The 15806-nt window shown below is 54.9% G+C and carries 12 protein-coding genes; 4 read left to right on the plus strand and 8 right to left on the minus strand.

What is annotated here, in order from left to right; genetic code table 11:
* The 8 genes from Pr1d_RS05345 to thrS form a co-directional block, all read right to left on the minus strand.
* Complete coding sequence (locus Pr1d_RS05345; RefSeq protein ID WP_148072564.1) at nt 1-2142, minus strand: coiled-coil domain-containing protein; 2142 nt, start codon at nt 2140-2142, stop codon at nt 1-3.
* Between the two features lie 218 nt (nt 2143-2360).
* Nucleotides 2361-3962: an AMP-dependent synthetase/ligase gene (locus Pr1d_RS05350; RefSeq protein WP_168205059.1), complete on the minus strand. Its 1602-nt coding sequence runs from the start codon at nt 3960-3962 to the stop codon at nt 2361-2363.
* A gap of 30 nt (nt 3963-3992) precedes the next feature.
* A complete protein-coding gene (pheT, locus tag Pr1d_RS05355; RefSeq protein ID WP_148072566.1) occupies nt 3993-6008 on the minus strand; it encodes a phenylalanine--tRNA ligase subunit beta in 2016 nt (671 codons plus the stop codon).
* Nucleotides 6008-7036 carry a phenylalanine--tRNA ligase subunit alpha gene (pheS, locus tag Pr1d_RS05360; protein WP_148072567.1) on the minus strand — a complete coding sequence of 343 codons (1029 nt, stop codon included), beginning with the start codon at nt 7034-7036 and terminating at the stop codon, nt 6008-6010. Before pheS ends, pheT begins: the two co-directional genes overlap by 1 nt.
* Before the next feature lie 21 nt (nt 7037-7057).
* The gene (gene rplT, locus Pr1d_RS05365) at nt 7058-7414 is read right to left on the minus strand and encodes a 50S ribosomal protein L20 (protein ID WP_148072568.1); all 357 of its coding nucleotides are present in this window, start codon (nt 7412-7414) and stop codon (nt 7058-7060) included.
* 110 nt (nt 7415-7524) lie between these two features.
* Entirely contained in the window at nt 7525-7728 is a 204-nt protein-coding gene (gene rpmI / locus Pr1d_RS05370; protein WP_148072569.1) for a 50S ribosomal protein L35, read from the minus strand.
* 187 nt (nt 7729-7915) lie between these two features.
* A complete protein-coding gene (gene infC, locus Pr1d_RS05375) occupies nt 7916-8425 on the minus strand; it encodes a translation initiation factor IF-3 (RefSeq protein WP_148072570.1) in 510 nt (169 codons plus the stop codon).
* Between the two features lie 225 nt (nt 8426-8650).
* Entirely contained in the window at nt 8651-10660 is a 2010-nt protein-coding gene (gene thrS / locus Pr1d_RS05380) for a threonine--tRNA ligase (protein ID WP_148072571.1), read from the minus strand.
* Between the two features lie 1181 nt (nt 10661-11841).
* Here thrS and Pr1d_RS05385 point away from each other — a divergent pair.
* The 4 genes from Pr1d_RS05385 to Pr1d_RS05400 all read left to right on the plus strand — a co-directional run bounded on the left by Pr1d_RS05385 (nt 11842) and on the right by Pr1d_RS05400 (nt 15590).
* Nucleotides 11842-12705, plus strand: a complete 864-nt coding sequence (locus tag Pr1d_RS05385) for a PEP-CTERM sorting domain-containing protein (RefSeq protein ID WP_168205060.1) — start codon at nt 11842-11844, stop codon at nt 12703-12705.
* Nucleotides 12706-12852: 147 nt separating this feature from the next.
* The gene (locus Pr1d_RS05390; protein WP_168205061.1) at nt 12853-13407 is read left to right on the plus strand and encodes a PEP-CTERM sorting domain-containing protein; all 555 of its coding nucleotides are present in this window, start codon (nt 12853-12855) and stop codon (nt 13405-13407) included.
* A 287-nt stretch (nt 13408-13694) separates the two neighbouring features.
* On the plus strand, nt 13695-14897 hold the full coding sequence (locus Pr1d_RS05395; protein WP_168205062.1) for an IS256 family transposase: 1203 nt from the start codon (nt 13695-13697) through the stop codon (nt 14895-14897).
* Between the two features lie 147 nt (nt 14898-15044).
* Nucleotides 15045-15590 carry a PEP-CTERM sorting domain-containing protein gene (locus Pr1d_RS05400; RefSeq protein ID WP_148072574.1) on the plus strand — a complete coding sequence of 182 codons (546 nt, stop codon included), beginning with the start codon at nt 15045-15047 and terminating at the stop codon, nt 15588-15590.
* The last annotated feature ends 216 nt before the right edge of the window (nt 15591-15806 follow it).

Genomic DNA, 15806 nt, shown 5'->3' on the forward strand with positions numbered 1-15806 from the left:
CTATTGCTCCTTCGACTCCTCGTCTCCCAAGCCCAACGCTGAGAGCCAGCGGCGACGCGGTTTGCCATCGTTCCCAAGGGTGACGTCAGCAGCAGCCTCTTGAGCCGCTGCAAGGAGTTCCTTCAACTCTGCTTCCTTGCGGGCCAATGTGGCACGTTGGGTCGACATCTCCAGTTCGGCCCCCCGAACTTTGTCTCGCCATTCGGCTTGTAATTCTTCCAGGCGAGCCCGTTCGGCTTGGATCACTTCGTCTTGATCGCAGATTTCTGCGCTTATGTCTTTTGGTTCCGCATCAACCTGATTGTCAAGTTGCTGCTGCAATTCGGCAATCTCCTGGTCTTTCTTGGCCACAATTTGGTCAGTAATCTCGATCGTGCCTTGGATGCTCAACTTCTCTTCGACACGCTCAGGCGTTGTATCCTCGTCGTCTCCATCGGACTCCAAGGCAGCCAACATCCGTGCTTTCTGTGACTGCCAGTCCATGGCACCACTGTCGACAGCTGGGGCATTGCCATGAGAAGCGTTTGCCAGCTTCTCTTCGAGTTTGGCCTTTTCTTGCTTCACTTCGCGCAGATCGTCCACAGCCATCTCGAACCGCCGCTGCAAGTCAGCCAACTGTTGCAGGGAATCTTCGTCACCTACCTGTGCAGGCAACTGTTCCAATTCCGCTACTCTAGTGGCCAATGCATCGCGTTCCACTCTCAGACTAACCAACTCGGGAGATTCTTGATCGCTGGCCTCGGGACGACGCGCTAATTCCTCTTGGAGCGTGGCTATCTCACGCTTGAGCTTCTGCGTATCTGCTTGTGCAAGTTCGAACTTGCGTTGTGCTTGCTCTAACTCTTCTGCCAATTCGTGCTGATCTGGCAAGGTGCTGAGCTGTTCCTGAGCTTCCTGCAATTGACCCGCCGATTGTTCGCTCTTAGCGACAGCTTCTTCTAGCTGGCGACTTAGTTCCTCACGCGCGCATTCCAGCTCATACTTTTCATCGACAAGTTGCGAAAGTTGCTCCTTGACCGAGCGAAGCTCTTCCTCCCGCTCGGCAGCATCGCCAGTAGATTCAGCGTGCTTTGCCGCCAGTTCTTCATTGACCGATGCGAGCTTTGTGGAAAGCTCTTCGTGTTCGGCGGAGAGTTTCTCAAGTTCCGCTTGCGATTGTTCGACCTGTTGTTTGATCTCCGCGAGCTCGGCGGCCTGACTTTCTCGTTCAGATTCCCTCTCGTCATTCAGTTGAGAAATGTTTGCCTGTACGTTCGAGTGTTCTTCTGCCAACGACTCATGTTCCTGCCTCAAGTTGGCCAATTCTTGTTGAGCTTCCAGCAATTGCTCGTGTTCCTCTGACGCGCCTTCTTGAAGCCTAGCTTCTAAACCCGAGAGGTCTTCTTGTAGGCGAGTAATCGTCGCATTGGCTTCGTCCAATTCTGCCTGCAATCCCGAATCAGACGCAACTGAGTCAAATATCTGTTGTTCTAATTTGGAACGGACCGCAGCAAGTTCCTCACAACTAGCATCGCGTTCGGCAGTCAGGTTTGCTACCTCATTGCTGAGATCCTCACAACGCTTTTCAGCATCTGACAATTCCTCACGAAGCCGGGTAGCCTGCTCATCTTGGCTCGCAGCGGATTCCTGCCAAGATTGCAGTTCGGCGATTTTCTTGGCAGCCTCCTCAGCTTCGGCTTTGAGTTGCTCCGTCGAAGCCTCCGCTTCGGCTGTTCGGCTTTCCGATTCGCGTAGCTTCTCTCGGAAGCTGGAACATTCGCCGCATTCTTCTGCTCGCAATTCTGAAAGCGAGGCCCGCTCCTCGCGGAGTTCGTCTTGCAGTCGGGAGCGATCATTCCTGAGTTCATCCACCTGAGTCTGCAATTGGGTAACGAGATCCTCCCTTTCGGCGAGGAGGTCTTGCAGTTGGGTGAGTTTCTCGCCCGTGTATTGGGCTGCCTTCTGGGCTTCGGTCGACTTTTCGTCCGCCATCTCCTCGGCGATCTGAAAGATTCGTCCGATGATGTCGGATTGAACATCCGTAGCAGTGCGGTGATCCGCTTCCAGTCTTGGACCAATCTTCTCGCGCAGAGCACGCAACGCATCGGCAGTCTTCACTGACCGGTCTTCTGCAGAATTGGTGCCAAGTTGTGGTGAGTCCATGATGCAATTCGCCGATGCTGCGCAAAGTCAGAATGTGGGAAACCCAACTCAGCTCCCGTCGGAGAGAGTCGCGCTCTAGGAGCAAAGTCTTCCCATCGTTATATAGGTCACAGCATCGACCGGGTCAAAGTACTAGCCTGGCAGTTTCCGCTCGTAGCGATTGTACGGCTGACCGGGCTGCTGAAACCCTTTGTAGGGCAGTGATCCAAGGCAAAGACTCATTTTTCGTGTCGATACAACGATGCGATTTCACGAGAGAAATTTGTACCGATCGTCTTGCGACGTAGGGAGAACTTGGCCGTAATTTCACCGGATTCCTGTGAGAATGCGCGGTCGAGAATCATGAAGGGTCCAATCTGTTGCTCTCGACTCAGGCGAGCCAGTAATCGGTCAATCTCGGCTCGGTAGATCTTCAAGATTTGTGGATGAGTCACCGCTCGGCGCCGAGACCAGACCCACAAGCCTTGCCGACGAATCTCCTCACGAAGCGCCGTTGGGTTCGGAACAATGAGAGCCGCCAGGCATTTGCGTCCTTCTCCCACCACGCAAACGCTTTCCACCAGAGGCGAGCCAAGAATTCTCCGCTCCACTGCCGTCGGCGAAACATTCTTACCGGTCGAGAGGACGATAATTTCTTTGCGTCGGCCAATGATTCGCAGATTTCCCTCGGAGTCGAACTCCCCCAGGTCACCCGTGCGGAGCCAGCCATCGATGATAGCAGCACGAGTCGCCTCTTCATCTCGCCAGTAGCCCAACATCACATTCGGACCGTGCACCAGGATTTCGCCGACTTCGTCGATGCGAACCTTAACCCCTGGCAACGGTCGCCCAACGCTACCGGCGCAATAGTTTTCCAAACTTGTTGCAGAGATCACAGGCGAGGTCTCCGTGAGACCATATCCCGAAAGCAGTGGCAAGCCTTGCTCAGCGAACAGGCTTTCCGTCTCCGGTGCAATGGCAGCCCCTCCGCAGAAGAGTCGTTTGATTTGTCCCCCCAAGGCGTCCTGCAAGACACCAGACTTCTTTGCGATACCGGCAGCATGAAGTTGCTGGGCAACTTTCTGATAGAAGTACGGCACACCATTGAGAACTGTCGGCTTCACGAGTTGGCAATCTCGGAGAATTGTCTCCCGACTCTCGGCAAGCACCAATCGTGTTCCGCGATATATCCAGGTATACAGATCACAAGTACGGGCATAGATATGGCTCAAGGGGAGGAAGCACAGCCGAGTTTCATCATTTGGAGATCCTACCGCCTCGGTGGTTGCGATGGCATTCGCAGCCAGATTGCCGTGGGACAACATCACTCCCCGTGGTTGGCCCGCCGTACCAGAGGTAAACAGAATCGTGGCAAGAGCAGAGGAAGGCGGAAGGGGGATGGGGGACTTTAGAATCTCATGAGCAGATTTTTCAACCAACTCCGAATGAGCGAGACACGTCAAACCCAACTCGTTCGACATGCCCTCTTCGCGACCCAGTATCAAAAGATTCGCACCACTCTGAACGACTTGCCCCGCTACTTGCTCGTCGGAAAGCGAAGCATGGATTGGAACATGCACTGCGCCCAGCGAGAGAATCGCCAGATCGGCGAGAATCCACTCAAAACTGTTGGGTGCAAACTGCGTGACCCGGTCGCCAGGTTTCACACCTGCAAGCCGCAGATTGTCAGCAACCCGTTGCACATCGGTCGCGATTTCCTGCCAGGTGCGCCAGGTGAGTTGGCCGTCGCGGATTATTCCCAGTGCGTGCTTGGAAGGGACTCTAACGACCGTGGCCAAGAGTAGGGCCGGAATCGTAAGTTCGCCGTCGGGTGTCGTCACTAGATTCACCCTTTCGTACAACTACTCAGCCTACGCCCGCAGTTGCCCACCGAGTTGCTTAGCCACTTCCGCCACAAGCTTTTCGCGTATCGCGTCGGCTTGCTCGTTGGTTAGCGTACCTTGAGCCGAGCGGAGTTGGATCGAAAAAAGCAGGCTCTTCTTGCCCGGCCCCAACTTCTCCTTGCTGCGGAATTCTTCTTGGAAAGCAAGCGATTCCAACAACTCACCGCACCCTGACAGGACGATTTTCTCAACGTCTGACCATGGAACCTGTTCGTCAACAACGATGTTCAAGTCGCGGCCAACTGGCGGAAACGGCGATAAATCTACTGCTCTTCGGACCTGCACAGCCGCGTCGATCAGCATGCTCAAGTCGATTTCGGCGGCGGTACTAGCGCTGCGGAGTTCAAACTGGTCGCAGGCCTGTTGGCTCACTTCGCCCAGATATCCGAGTTTCTTAACTCCCAGAATCAGCTCCGCACCACGCCCAGCTACAAACAGCGCCGATTCGTATGGCTTCGCTTCGAGTTGGCTGCCTGGTGCGATCGTGTCGAGCAGGGTTTCGATCACGCCCTTGAGTTCCAGAAAACTTCCGCCGCTCGACAGCCCCAGCATCCGACGTTGATCGGGTAATTCACTTGGCTGAGGCAGATACACTTCCGCGATTTCAAACAGTTCAATCACGCCATTAGAGAGCGTTTCATTCACTCTGCGTGCCGCTAGCAAGCTGGGAAGCAATGTCTGCCGCAGGCAATCGGCTCCGCGGAGGACGGGGGTGCTTGTGGCAAGTGGAGAGGCAGTCGTCCAGGGTTGGAAAACTTCGATCCAACCACTCTCGACGGCACTAATAGTCATTGCCTCGTCGAATCCGAGGGCCACCATCGCGTCACGAACCTGGTCGAGAACCACATCCTCGCGACTGCGGGTTGAGGCGACCATTTTCACCCCCGTGTCTTCGGGGATTTCCTCATAGCCATGAATCCGAGCGACTTCCTCGACCAGATCGATCTCGCGGGTGAGATCCGCCCGCCAGCTAGGGGGGACTACCTTCACACAATGGTCACAGACGTGGGTCTCCTCGTTGCCCAGTGCGGTGAGAATCTGCCGTACGCGTTCGTCGGGGATGCGGATTCCTAAAATTCGCTCAAGTTGATCGAAACGAAGCTTCACCTGCTCGCGCTGAGGAGCCTTCGCTCCGACGTCGATCACCCCCTCGGCCAGTTCGCCACCGGCAAGCTCCAGGATCAAATCGCAGCAGCGGCGACTGGCCCAGTCGATCCCCTCGGGATCCACCCCCCGCTCAAAGCGGTAAGAGGAGGGGCTATGCAGATTCAGCCGACGTGCCGTGTTGCGGACCGAAAGCTGCGAGAAATCGGCAGCTTCGATCAACAAATCAGTCGTCGAGTCGCTGACTTCGCTGGTCGCGCCTCCCATCACGCCACCCAGTGCGACGGCCTTTTCGGCGTCGGCAATCACGCAAGTGTCCGCGTTCAATTCGTACGTCTGATGATTGATGGCGACAAATTTCTCCCCGGCCTTTGCTTGGCGGACGAGGATCTTCTGCCCCGCAAGCTTCGCGAAATCAAACGCGTGCAGTGGCTGTCCACACTCCAGCATCACGTAATTAGAGATATCGACGACATTGTTGATGACGGCAATTCCCACCGTGCGTAGTCGGTCAGCCAGCCAGTCAGGGCTCGGCCCAATTTTTACCCCGCGGATTACTCTCGCTGTATACCGTGAGCACAGCTCGGGGCACTCCACCGTCACGCTGGTGAGGCTTTCAACTTTCGCCCCCTTCGCTTGCGATTTCGTGCCAGGAATCTTGAGCTCACCATCCCAGAGCACGGCCACCTCACGCGCGACCCCAATGTGCCCCAGGCAATCTGGCCGATTGCTCGTCACTTCCAAGTCGATGGCCGTATCACCGCCAACCTCTTCAACGCCTTCCAGATTGAGCCCCGTGAGCGTAAGGCGCTCAGTTAGCTCGTCGACGGACATCGAGAGATCGGCGTAATCTTTGAGCCAGTTCCAGGAAATGATCATCAGAATTGCTCCAGAAAACGCACGTCGTTCTGATACAGCGCCCGAATGTCAGTGATCCCATGCTGTCGCATGCAGACCCGCTCGACACCCAGGCCGAAAGCAAAACCTGTCACTTCCTCGGGATCGTAGCCGACAGCCCGCAGCACGTTGGGATCGACCATCCCGGCCCCTCCCATTTCCATCCAGCCTCCCTGCCAGTTCATGTCGACCTCGACACTCGGCTCGGTAAAAGGAAAAAACGATGGGCGGAAGCGGATGTGTACTTCGTCGTCCCCGCCGAAATAACTCTGACAAAACAGTCGCAATACGCTCTTGAGGTCGGCCATCGTCACGCCGCGATCCACGAGCAGACCTTCGATCTGATGGAACATCGGATAGTGAGTCGCATCTGCCGTGTCGGGACGATAGACGCGTCCCAAAGAAATGATTCGCACCGGCGGCGGCGTTGCTTCCATCACCCGAATCTGCACCGTACTAGTCTGACTCCGCAGCAATAGCGGACTGGTCGCTTCAGCGACCAGTTTCTGAGCGGACTCCAGGTAAAAATTATCCAACGGATCTCGTGCCGGATGCACCAGGGGAATATTGAGTGCCTCAAAATTGTGCCATTCGTCCTCGATCTCCGGCCCTTCGACCGCCGTGAACCCCAGCCGGCCCATGATCTCCTTCATCGAGCGGATGGTTTGGGTAATCGGGTGGAGATGCCCAATTCGGCGTCTTCGCCCGGGGAGTGTCACGTCAAACGCCTCGCCAACGGCAGATTTGCCAGAAGTGAGACGCTCCTGAGCACTTTCGAACTCAGCTTCCAAGAGGGTCTTCACCTCGTTGAATCGCTTGCCAGCGGCAGGCTTATCGCCGGAATCTACCTTGCCCAAGCCCTTTTGCGCTAAGCGAAGCTTGCCCGCCTTGGCCCCGAGGTAAGCAACCCGCGCTACTTCTAGCGCAGCAGAATCGGTAGCCGCGGTGAACTGAGCCTGGGCCTCAGCAGCCAGGGCATCCAGATTGGCGAGGAAATCGGCGAGGGCCACGTATCGTTGCCTCCGCTTACGTTAGCCAGCCAAGGCTTCACGAGCCTTTTCCACAACCGAGTCAAAGGCAGCTGCATCGTGAACTGCCATCTCGGCGAGTGTCTTGCGATCCAACTCGATCCCCGCCTTGTTCAAGCCGTTGATCAGCTCGCTATAGCGCAAACCTCGTTCACGGGCGGCGGCATTGATGCGGATGATCCACAGCTTGCGGAACTCGCGTTTGCGGACCCGACGATCGCGGAAGGCGTACGCCTCGGCGCGGATCAGAGTTTCCTTGGCCGTCCGCAGCAGATTGTTGCGTCCGCCGCGGTAACCCTTGGTCTTCTTGAAAAGTCGATTCTTGGCCCGATTGCGGGCACTTCCCTTGGTGGTTCTCATGTGAGAAACCCTTTGCAGTTCGATGTCGCGCCCAGGCCCCTCTCAACGGTGAAAGGCGTTCTAATGCCCGGCGTGCTTGTGTGCCGACAGAGTCGGACTACGAACGGTCCCTAGTAGCTGTTGCCAGCCAGGGCACGCTTGATTCCCTTTTCGTTAACGGTGGCCGTCGTGTCGGTTCCCCGCAGGTTGCGTTTGCGCTTCTGGCTCATTCGCGCAGCCAAATGGCTCGTGCCACTCTTGCGGTGCTTTACCTTGCCCGTGGCCGTCAAGCGAAATCGTTTCTTGGTGCCTTTGTGGGTCTTCTGCTTGGGCATGGTAACTCCAAAATGATAACGTGAAAAATTCGGTAGCCCCACATTCTAGCAGAATGTGGCGGACTGAAAAGGTGGCTAACTGTGGAATAGTCGAGAGCAGAGGGCTGAGAGTCAAGAGCCAGACAAGCTCTGTTACAGCCGTACCTCTGGCTCTAGACCCTCGACTCTCATCTCTCGACCATTCCCGTTACTTCGGCGCCAAAATCAACACAATCCGCCGACCTTGCATCCCTGGGGCTTGTTCTACCTTGGACACGTCTTCGAGTTCCGTGATCAGTCGCTTGACCAGCTTGAAGCCCTCTTCGACGTGGGCATTTTCGCGGCCCCGGAAGATGACCGAGCAAATCACCTTATCGCGGGCCTTGAGGAACTGCCGCGCGTGGTTTGCCTTGGTCATGAAATCATGATCGCCGATCTTGGGACGCAGGCGGATTTCTTTGTTCTTGCCGTGGTGAACATGCCCTTTGCTCGTCCGCTTCTTCTGCTGGTACTTAAACTTCCCATAGTCCATGATTCGACAAACGGGGGGCTTATCCAGCGGGGCGACTTCGACCAGGTCAAACCCCAACTCTTGTGCCTGTTCTAAGGCTTCGTCTCGAGTGATGACTCCTAGCTGAGTTCCATCCGGGCCAATCACCCGCAATGGCGACGTGCGGATCTGTTCATTGATCCGTTGCTGTGTTTTTTCGATTGTAATTGACTCCTATCAGGTTTAGAAAGCGAAAATACTGCGAGGTTTCTTGAAGAAATAGTACGCAGATCGTGCGGTTTTTCGCCGACAAGTTGCTCGCGTAATCTGCGATGATCAGACCAATCAGCGTTCTTCCGCGGCCTATTTCTTCTCACTACCGCTTACGAATAGCCACAGCGAAGTATCGGCTAAGCAGTGACGAGTCGTCAACACTTGCCCTACTAGATTATTCTAATACTCGTTCTTCTTCGACCGGTCTACCAAGGCGGCTCCGCTAGCTTTGGCTACCTGACGCACCGTTTTCTCGGCAACTTCCTTTCGTAGCTTGGACAAGGCCTCGCCGGTGGGCATGGCTCCCAGGTCCCCTTCGATCCGGTCGCGGAGCGTCACTGTGCCGTTTTCAGCGTCTTTTTCGCCTACCACGAGCATGTAGGGGATCAGTTCCAGCTGTGCTTCGCGAATCTTGGCTCCCAACTTCTGACCTCGGTAGTCGCCCGTCATGCGGAAGCCAGCCTCCTTGAATTTCTGCTCGATTTCATGGCCATATTCCTCGCTCTTCTCGCTCACGGTCAGGATCCGGGCCTGCTCCGGCGCGAGCCACAGCGGAAATGCTCCCGCAAAGTGCTCGATCAACACCCCCACAAACCGCTCCATCGACCCCAGCGGTGCCCGATGGATCATCACCGGCATGTGGGGCTGATTGTCGGCTCCGATGTATTCCAGCCCAAATCGGTCCGTACTCGGTAGGTTGTAGTCGAGTTGCACGGTTCCCAATTGCCACTCCCGGCCGATGCAGTCGGTCACCACAAAATCGATCTTCGGCCCATAAAAGGCCGCTTCGCCTGGCTCCGGTTCACGGCCCGGGAGGTCCATTTCTTCGGCCACCTGCTGGATCGCCGCCTCGGCCCGATCCCAGACTTCGCTTTTGCCAACGTATTTGTCGCTATCAGGATCGCGGAACCCGAGCCGCACCCGGTAATTGTCCATTCCTAGCGATTTAAGCACTTTGAGAGTCATTTCCAGGCAGCCACGCACCTCGTCAGCTACCTGATCATCGGTGCAGAAAATATGGGCGTCGTCTTGAGTGAACCCTCGCACACGAGTCATGCCACTCAATTCGCCCGATTGTTCATAGCGATACACCGTGCCAAACTCGGCCAGTCTCACCGGCAGGTCGCGATAGCTCCGTGGCTTGCTCTTGTAGATCATGATGTGATGCGGGCAGTTCATCGGCTTGAGCAAATATCGCTCGCCATCCTCCATCTCAATCGGAGCGAATTGGCTATCGCTGTAGTAGGGGAAATGCCCCGATATCTCATACAAGTCGACTTTGCCAATGTTCGGAGTGTAGACCGCTTCGTAGCCGCGCTGTCGGAGTTCGCTCTTGAGAAAATCTTCCAGTGTCTGGCGAATGATCGCCCCTTTGGGCAGCCAGAGAATCAGCCCCGATCCCACCAGCGGACTGATTGTAAACAACTCCAACTGCTTGCCCAGCACACGGTGATCGCGCCGCTTGGCCTCTTCCAACTGCTGCAGGTAATCTTCGAGTTCCTGCTTGTCGAAAAATGCCGTTGCATAGAGTCTTTGCAATTGGGGACGCGCTGCGTCCCCCTTCCAGTAGGCGCCCGCCAGACTCGTTAGCTTGAACGCCTTGCCGATGTGGCTGGTGCTAGGAATGTGGCGGCCGCGACACAGATCGAGAAATTCCCCCTGGCGATAGAACGAAAGACTTTCCTCTCCAGAGAGTCCCGTCTCGATGTGTTCGACCTTAAACTCCTGGCCCAGTTCCTGGCAGAGCGCGAGTGCTTCGGCGCGGGGAACCTCCATGCGCTCGAAGCGGAGATTCTCTTTTACGATCCGCTTCATTTCTGCTTCAATCGCCGGAAAATCCTCATCCGAGAGTGGCTCTTTTAGCTGGAAATCGTAGTAAAAACCGTTGTTTGTGCAGGGGCCAAATGCCAGCTGCACACCGTCGTGAAGTCGCATCACAGCTTGAGCCATCACATGGGCACACGAGTGTCGCAGGATGTCGAGCGACTCGGGATCGCGCTTCGTCAGCAAGCGCAGATTGATTGATCCTTCCGTCGGCAGCGCTGTGTGGAGATCGATCTGCGCGCCATCCACTTCCGCAGCAATCGCCGCCTTGGCAAGTCCCGCGCCAATCTCCGCAGCAATATCGTAGGGAGTCACGCGACTGGTGTATTCACGCTCTGAGCCATCCGGCAAGGTTACGCTAAGCATGGGTGATTGGTGAGTAAGTGAGTGGTGAGTAAGTGAGTGCTGGTCCCCTCGTCCCTACGCTCCGCGTGGGGACGCAATCCCCACCGCTCCGCGGTTCTTGCAAGCCAACGCGGCGCATCGGTATTGGAATCCTGTCAAAGAACCTCGCCGTAGAACGGGCACTCCTGCCCGTTGCAAGGTTCGTGAATAGACACAAGCTGCCAGCGGAACAGGAACCTGGATAACATAGACGGTATCAAGCAATGAATCTACGGTTATTCCGGACCTTTTCGTGTTCTCGTAGCTACGATTGCCACGGCGTCGAGAGGCCCGGCGCGGCGCGCAGCCGCAACAAAAAAATAGTTCTCGCAAAGATGCAGAGCCGCAGGGAAAACCAGTTCGCCTCTCTGCGTCTTTGCGCCTCTGCGAGAGACAACCTTGGTGGGCTGTCCACCAGTGGCGCTGTGAATGAGGCTTGAAAGAAGTCCGGACGTAGAGAGATGGTTGAATAAAGGAATGTTTTAGCCATTGGTTACTGGGATTTGCGAATGGAGCGTGCTCAACTTTGAGGTTTTCCGGCAAGGTGGCCCTTCCTGTAAAGGGAGGGAAATAATCGCAGTAGCCTCGGGGAAAGTTGCCTAAAATGCCAAAGCGGGGTTTAGGAAAGCCAGGAGAAATCCGGAATTCCTGAAATAATTTGGTGGAGAGTCCTTGACGCAAGTGGTTAAGCCATAAGAAGATTCGCCGATTCCATTGGCCAAGCAGCCATATTTCTCCAAAAAAACTCCTTTACCCAGGCGCAAAAACTGTTGCAACTGTGTAAATCCTTGGTAGAGTGAGAGAGGAATGGCGGAATTGGTCCGGCCATCGAAAGGGTTTCTTGTCTTGTCAATGACCTTTGACGTTACATCGCTTGATTTTACAGCATTGTGAGGTAGCAACCGTATCGTTGGGTAAAAAGTCGCGCGTGGCTCGCTGCTGAATAACTAATTTGGCTTAAGGCACTACCGACTCTGGTCCAAAACAATACGCGCCAGGGTCATGTCACGCGTGGGGCAGAATCTAAAACTTTTTATGACAAGTTTTCGCGTGCAATTTGCGTCGTTGTCGTTACAATGGACGTAAACCCCAGCAAACAAGGAATTCAACAACAAGTTTTTTTACAACCTATTTTTGAGATGGGGAAAACTGGAGAAATGAACATGAAGCGAAGCCTACTACTGTCTCTGTGTGCTACAGCCGTTGTAGCAATGTCCGTCGGCCAAGCTACGGCCGCCAACGTCAACCTTATTTTGAATCTGCGTTACACGGATCCAAACAATGAATCAGCCGGTGGTACTTGGCAGCTGAAAGCCAAAACGGACGATGCAAATGGTATCTCCGCAATCGTCGCCGTGCTCGATGGCATCAGCGCTCCCACCTTGGCTGCAAACATCGGTGCTATCCCTATTGAGACCAAGACTTCCGGTACGATTACCGAATTCGTCTACGGTCAAGATCCTGCTGGCACAACTGTCGCCGTTGGAGTTGGTTCTGGTCTCAGTAATGTCGCCAAGGACGTACTTTTCTCAGGTGCGGCCAATGCCTACGACAACATGTCCTTGATTGCCACTGGCAGCTTTGGCGCAACCCGACCTTCTTTCGCAACTTATCCTGGCGCTGGCACAGGTGGTGTGACTGACGCCGCCGTGTGGGCAGATGCCGGTCGTACCGTGGCCGCTGCTGGTCCTGAGACCATCGTTCTTGGTGGTGGTGACGGCGTTCGTGGCGATAGCGTTGCGACCGATGGTTTGCGTCCTGGTGATGCCAACCGTGATGGTACGGTCAACCTTTCCGATTTCACCATCCTTGGTAGCCCAGCTAACTACAACCAGCCTGGCGGATGGGACCAGGGCGACTTTAACTCAGATGGACAGGTTGGCCTTTCCGACTTCACGATTCTTGGCAGCCCTGCTAACTACAATACTTCGGCGGCATCACCTGCAATCGGTGCGGTCCCTGAGCCAAGCTCGATTGCGTTGGTCATGTTTTCCTTGGCTAGCCTGGTCGGCGTGCGTCGTCGCTAGAGCTTAATTGAAGTGCGTAGCTGTTAGATGGTACATTTGAAAATATTGAGGACGTCCTAGTGAACTAAAAGCTGTGAGTTTTAATCGTTAGATGTTTTTTAGTACCTGATGTTACACACACATAACAATATTTTTGGAGATATGAATATGAAGAAAATTATTTTGTCAGCCGTTGTTTTACTGGCTTTTGCACAAGTCGCTTCAGCAGCGAGCATTCAAATTGACACTGCTGATGCTGGTGCTAACAAGGTTTATACTCTCACCTTATTGGCCGATGTTTCTGAGGAGTTCAATGGTTTTGGCTATAGTGCTACTCCAAACGCACCAGGGGTCTTTGTAGAAGTTATACCTGGCGCTTTTGGGGATACTTCAGCCAAGCCCAATACATTCGTCAGCCCGATTTTGGCGTTTCCAGCCCCAATTGGCGATGGCCTCACTCTCCCAGCCCCCGCTGTCAATACGGAAAATGGGCAGTCGTTTGATGCCGGTAAGCTAGGTTCGTTTATCGATGCCTCTGCCGGTATCTGGCTTGGTAACGTTGTTATGCCAGCTTCTGGAATGGGTACTTACAGAGTTGTTCTTCAGAACACTGGCCAGAATATAGCTGAACTTACTGGTCCGATTGGTATCCCCGAGCCAAGCACCATGGTTCTCGCTGGCCTGAGCATGATTGGTTTGGTCCTGCGTCGTCGCAACGGCTAAGTCGAGAAGACTATTAGTTACGTAACCAAACCCCTGCATCACCTTAGATGCAGGGGTTTTTTTTGTGCTTGGTGCTTTGGTATTCGATACAATCGAGACGATAACTCAGAATTGGTAATCAATATTATCAACCTTGAGGCATCGGGTGTGAACCTGATGATTTACCATGCTCTTTAGGTATTCAGCGAGATAACGTCCTAATTATTGCGCAGATTGTTTGGGCAGCCCCTGCTTGGTAGGAATTGGATTGTTACGATTCATTCCCCCAAGCGAAGGAGACTGCCACGATGGCGAGTTTAACAGGAAGTACTGAAAACGGAAGCATGGTTCAGATCGACGAGGCTCAGATTCGAGGGCACGTCGACGAGGTGGTTCGCAAGAGCGTCGAGGAGACGCTCAATGGACTGTTGGAGGCCGAAGCTGATCAACTCTGTGGAGCGAAGCGTTACGAGCGGAGCCCCGACCGCGTGGATACGCGGGCCGGGTCATACGATCGCGGACTGCAGACAAAGGCAGGCCAAGTGACGCTCAAGGTTCCTAGACTCCGCAGTTTGCCATTTGAGACGCAGATTATTGAGCGGTACCGACGACGGGAGTCGTCGGTCGAAGAGGCGCTAATGGAGATGTACCTCGCCGGGGTGAGCGTTCGCCGGGTGGAGGACATCACCGAGGCGTTGTGGGGAACACGAGTTTCTCCGAGCACGGTGAGCGAGCTGAATCAGCAGCTCTACGAGCGGATCGAAGCCTGGCGAAACCAGCCGATCGAGGGCGATTTTGCCTACGTGGCCCTGGATGGTATTTGGCTGAAACGGTCGTGGGGCGGCGAGGTGAAGAACGTGGCGGTATTGGTTGCCGTGGGCGTCGACCAGGACGGCTATCGGCAGGTTCTGGGTGTTTGCGAAGGGACGAAGGAAGATACCGAGAGTTGGCGGAAGTTCCTCCGGCATCTCAAGGAGCGTGGCCTGAAGGGAGTTCGCCTGGTGACCAGCGACAAGTGTTTAGGGTTGGTAGAAGCCTTGGGCGAGTTTTATCCGGAGGCAGACTGGCAACGGTGTGTGGTCCACTGGTATCGCAACGTTGGCTCGGAAGTTCCTCGTCATCGAATGAAGGAGGTGATGGCGATGCTCAAGGCAATTCACGCGCAGGAAGACCGCGAGGCGGCCAAGAAGAAGGCGGGCGACGTTGTGGAGAAGCTGCGAGCGATGAAGCTCACCAAGGCAGCCAAGGTGGTCGAGGAGGGCGTGGGCGAGACGTTGCGGTACATGTCCTATCCTCGCGAGCATTGGACGCGGATTCGCACGAACAACGCTTTGGAGCGATTGATGCGCGAAGTCCGCCGGCGGACGCGCGTCGTGGGTGCCTTCCCGGACGGCAACAGCGCATTGATGCTGGTATCCGCAAGACTGCGACACGTCGCTGGTACCAAATGGGGCACGCGCAAGTACCTCGATATGGAGCGATTACAGCAAGAGAGCGAAACGGCCTCGTAGGCCGCGACCGCCCCCAACTCCTCCGCAGCTACGCTGCTACGGAGTTGGGGGCGGACCTACCGGCAGGGCTAACCCTAAAAACAAATGTGCGCATCTTGACGGACACTACCTTCAGCGATAAGATTCATCGTTCTCAGAGCTGTTCTTATGCTGTCGGTTGCGGGATCTTGTTGCGCTGCTTCAATTTCAGTCGATTCAACTAAGACATCAACAGGAATCGCATATTCCCTAACACTTGATGCTGGTGCACCTGAGCAATTCAACAATATTTTTATTGAAGTGACTGCGATAGGTTCAACGGAACTCCGAAATCCTGCTCAGTTCACTTTTGATTCTGGTGTTGGCGGCGAAGACAGAACCTATATTAACTCCACTCTTGTTACGCCACCTTTCCAAGGTGGTTTGGGTTGGAGCCCTGTTGGTGCGGAATCCACCGGCAGTATCCTTACTGCTAGGATGGGACCTCTGGGGGCCTTCATTGACACATCAGCTTCACTCTTTCTTGCTAATGTTTCCCTGCCAGATTGTGGAGGGATAGAGTATCTCATTACCCTTAACAATACGGGTGATGAAGTATTTCGTGCGGAAGGTGTTTCACCATTGACCCCCCATGATTGCATCCCCGAGCCAAGCACCATGGCGCTCGCTGGCTTGAGCATGATCGGTTTGGTCCTGCGTCGTCGCAACGGCTAAGCTGAACTAGCTAGTTTGTTACTCAAACCCCTGTGCCCCCCGCGGGTACAGGGGTTTTTTTGTGCGCCCAGTAGATCCTCTCTGCCGGAGAAGAATCTTCTTTGCCGGTTCCTGGCTCAGCAAGCGGGGGGTAGTGGGCAGTGTCCGTTAAGATGCGCACATTTGTTTTTAGGGTTAACCCTGCCGGTAGGTCCGCCCCCAACTCCTTAGCAGCGT

This window comes from Bythopirellula goksoeyrii (assembly GCF_008065115.1).
Lineage (GTDB): Bacteria > Planctomycetota > Planctomycetia > Pirellulales > Lacipirellulaceae > Bythopirellula > Bythopirellula goksoeyrii.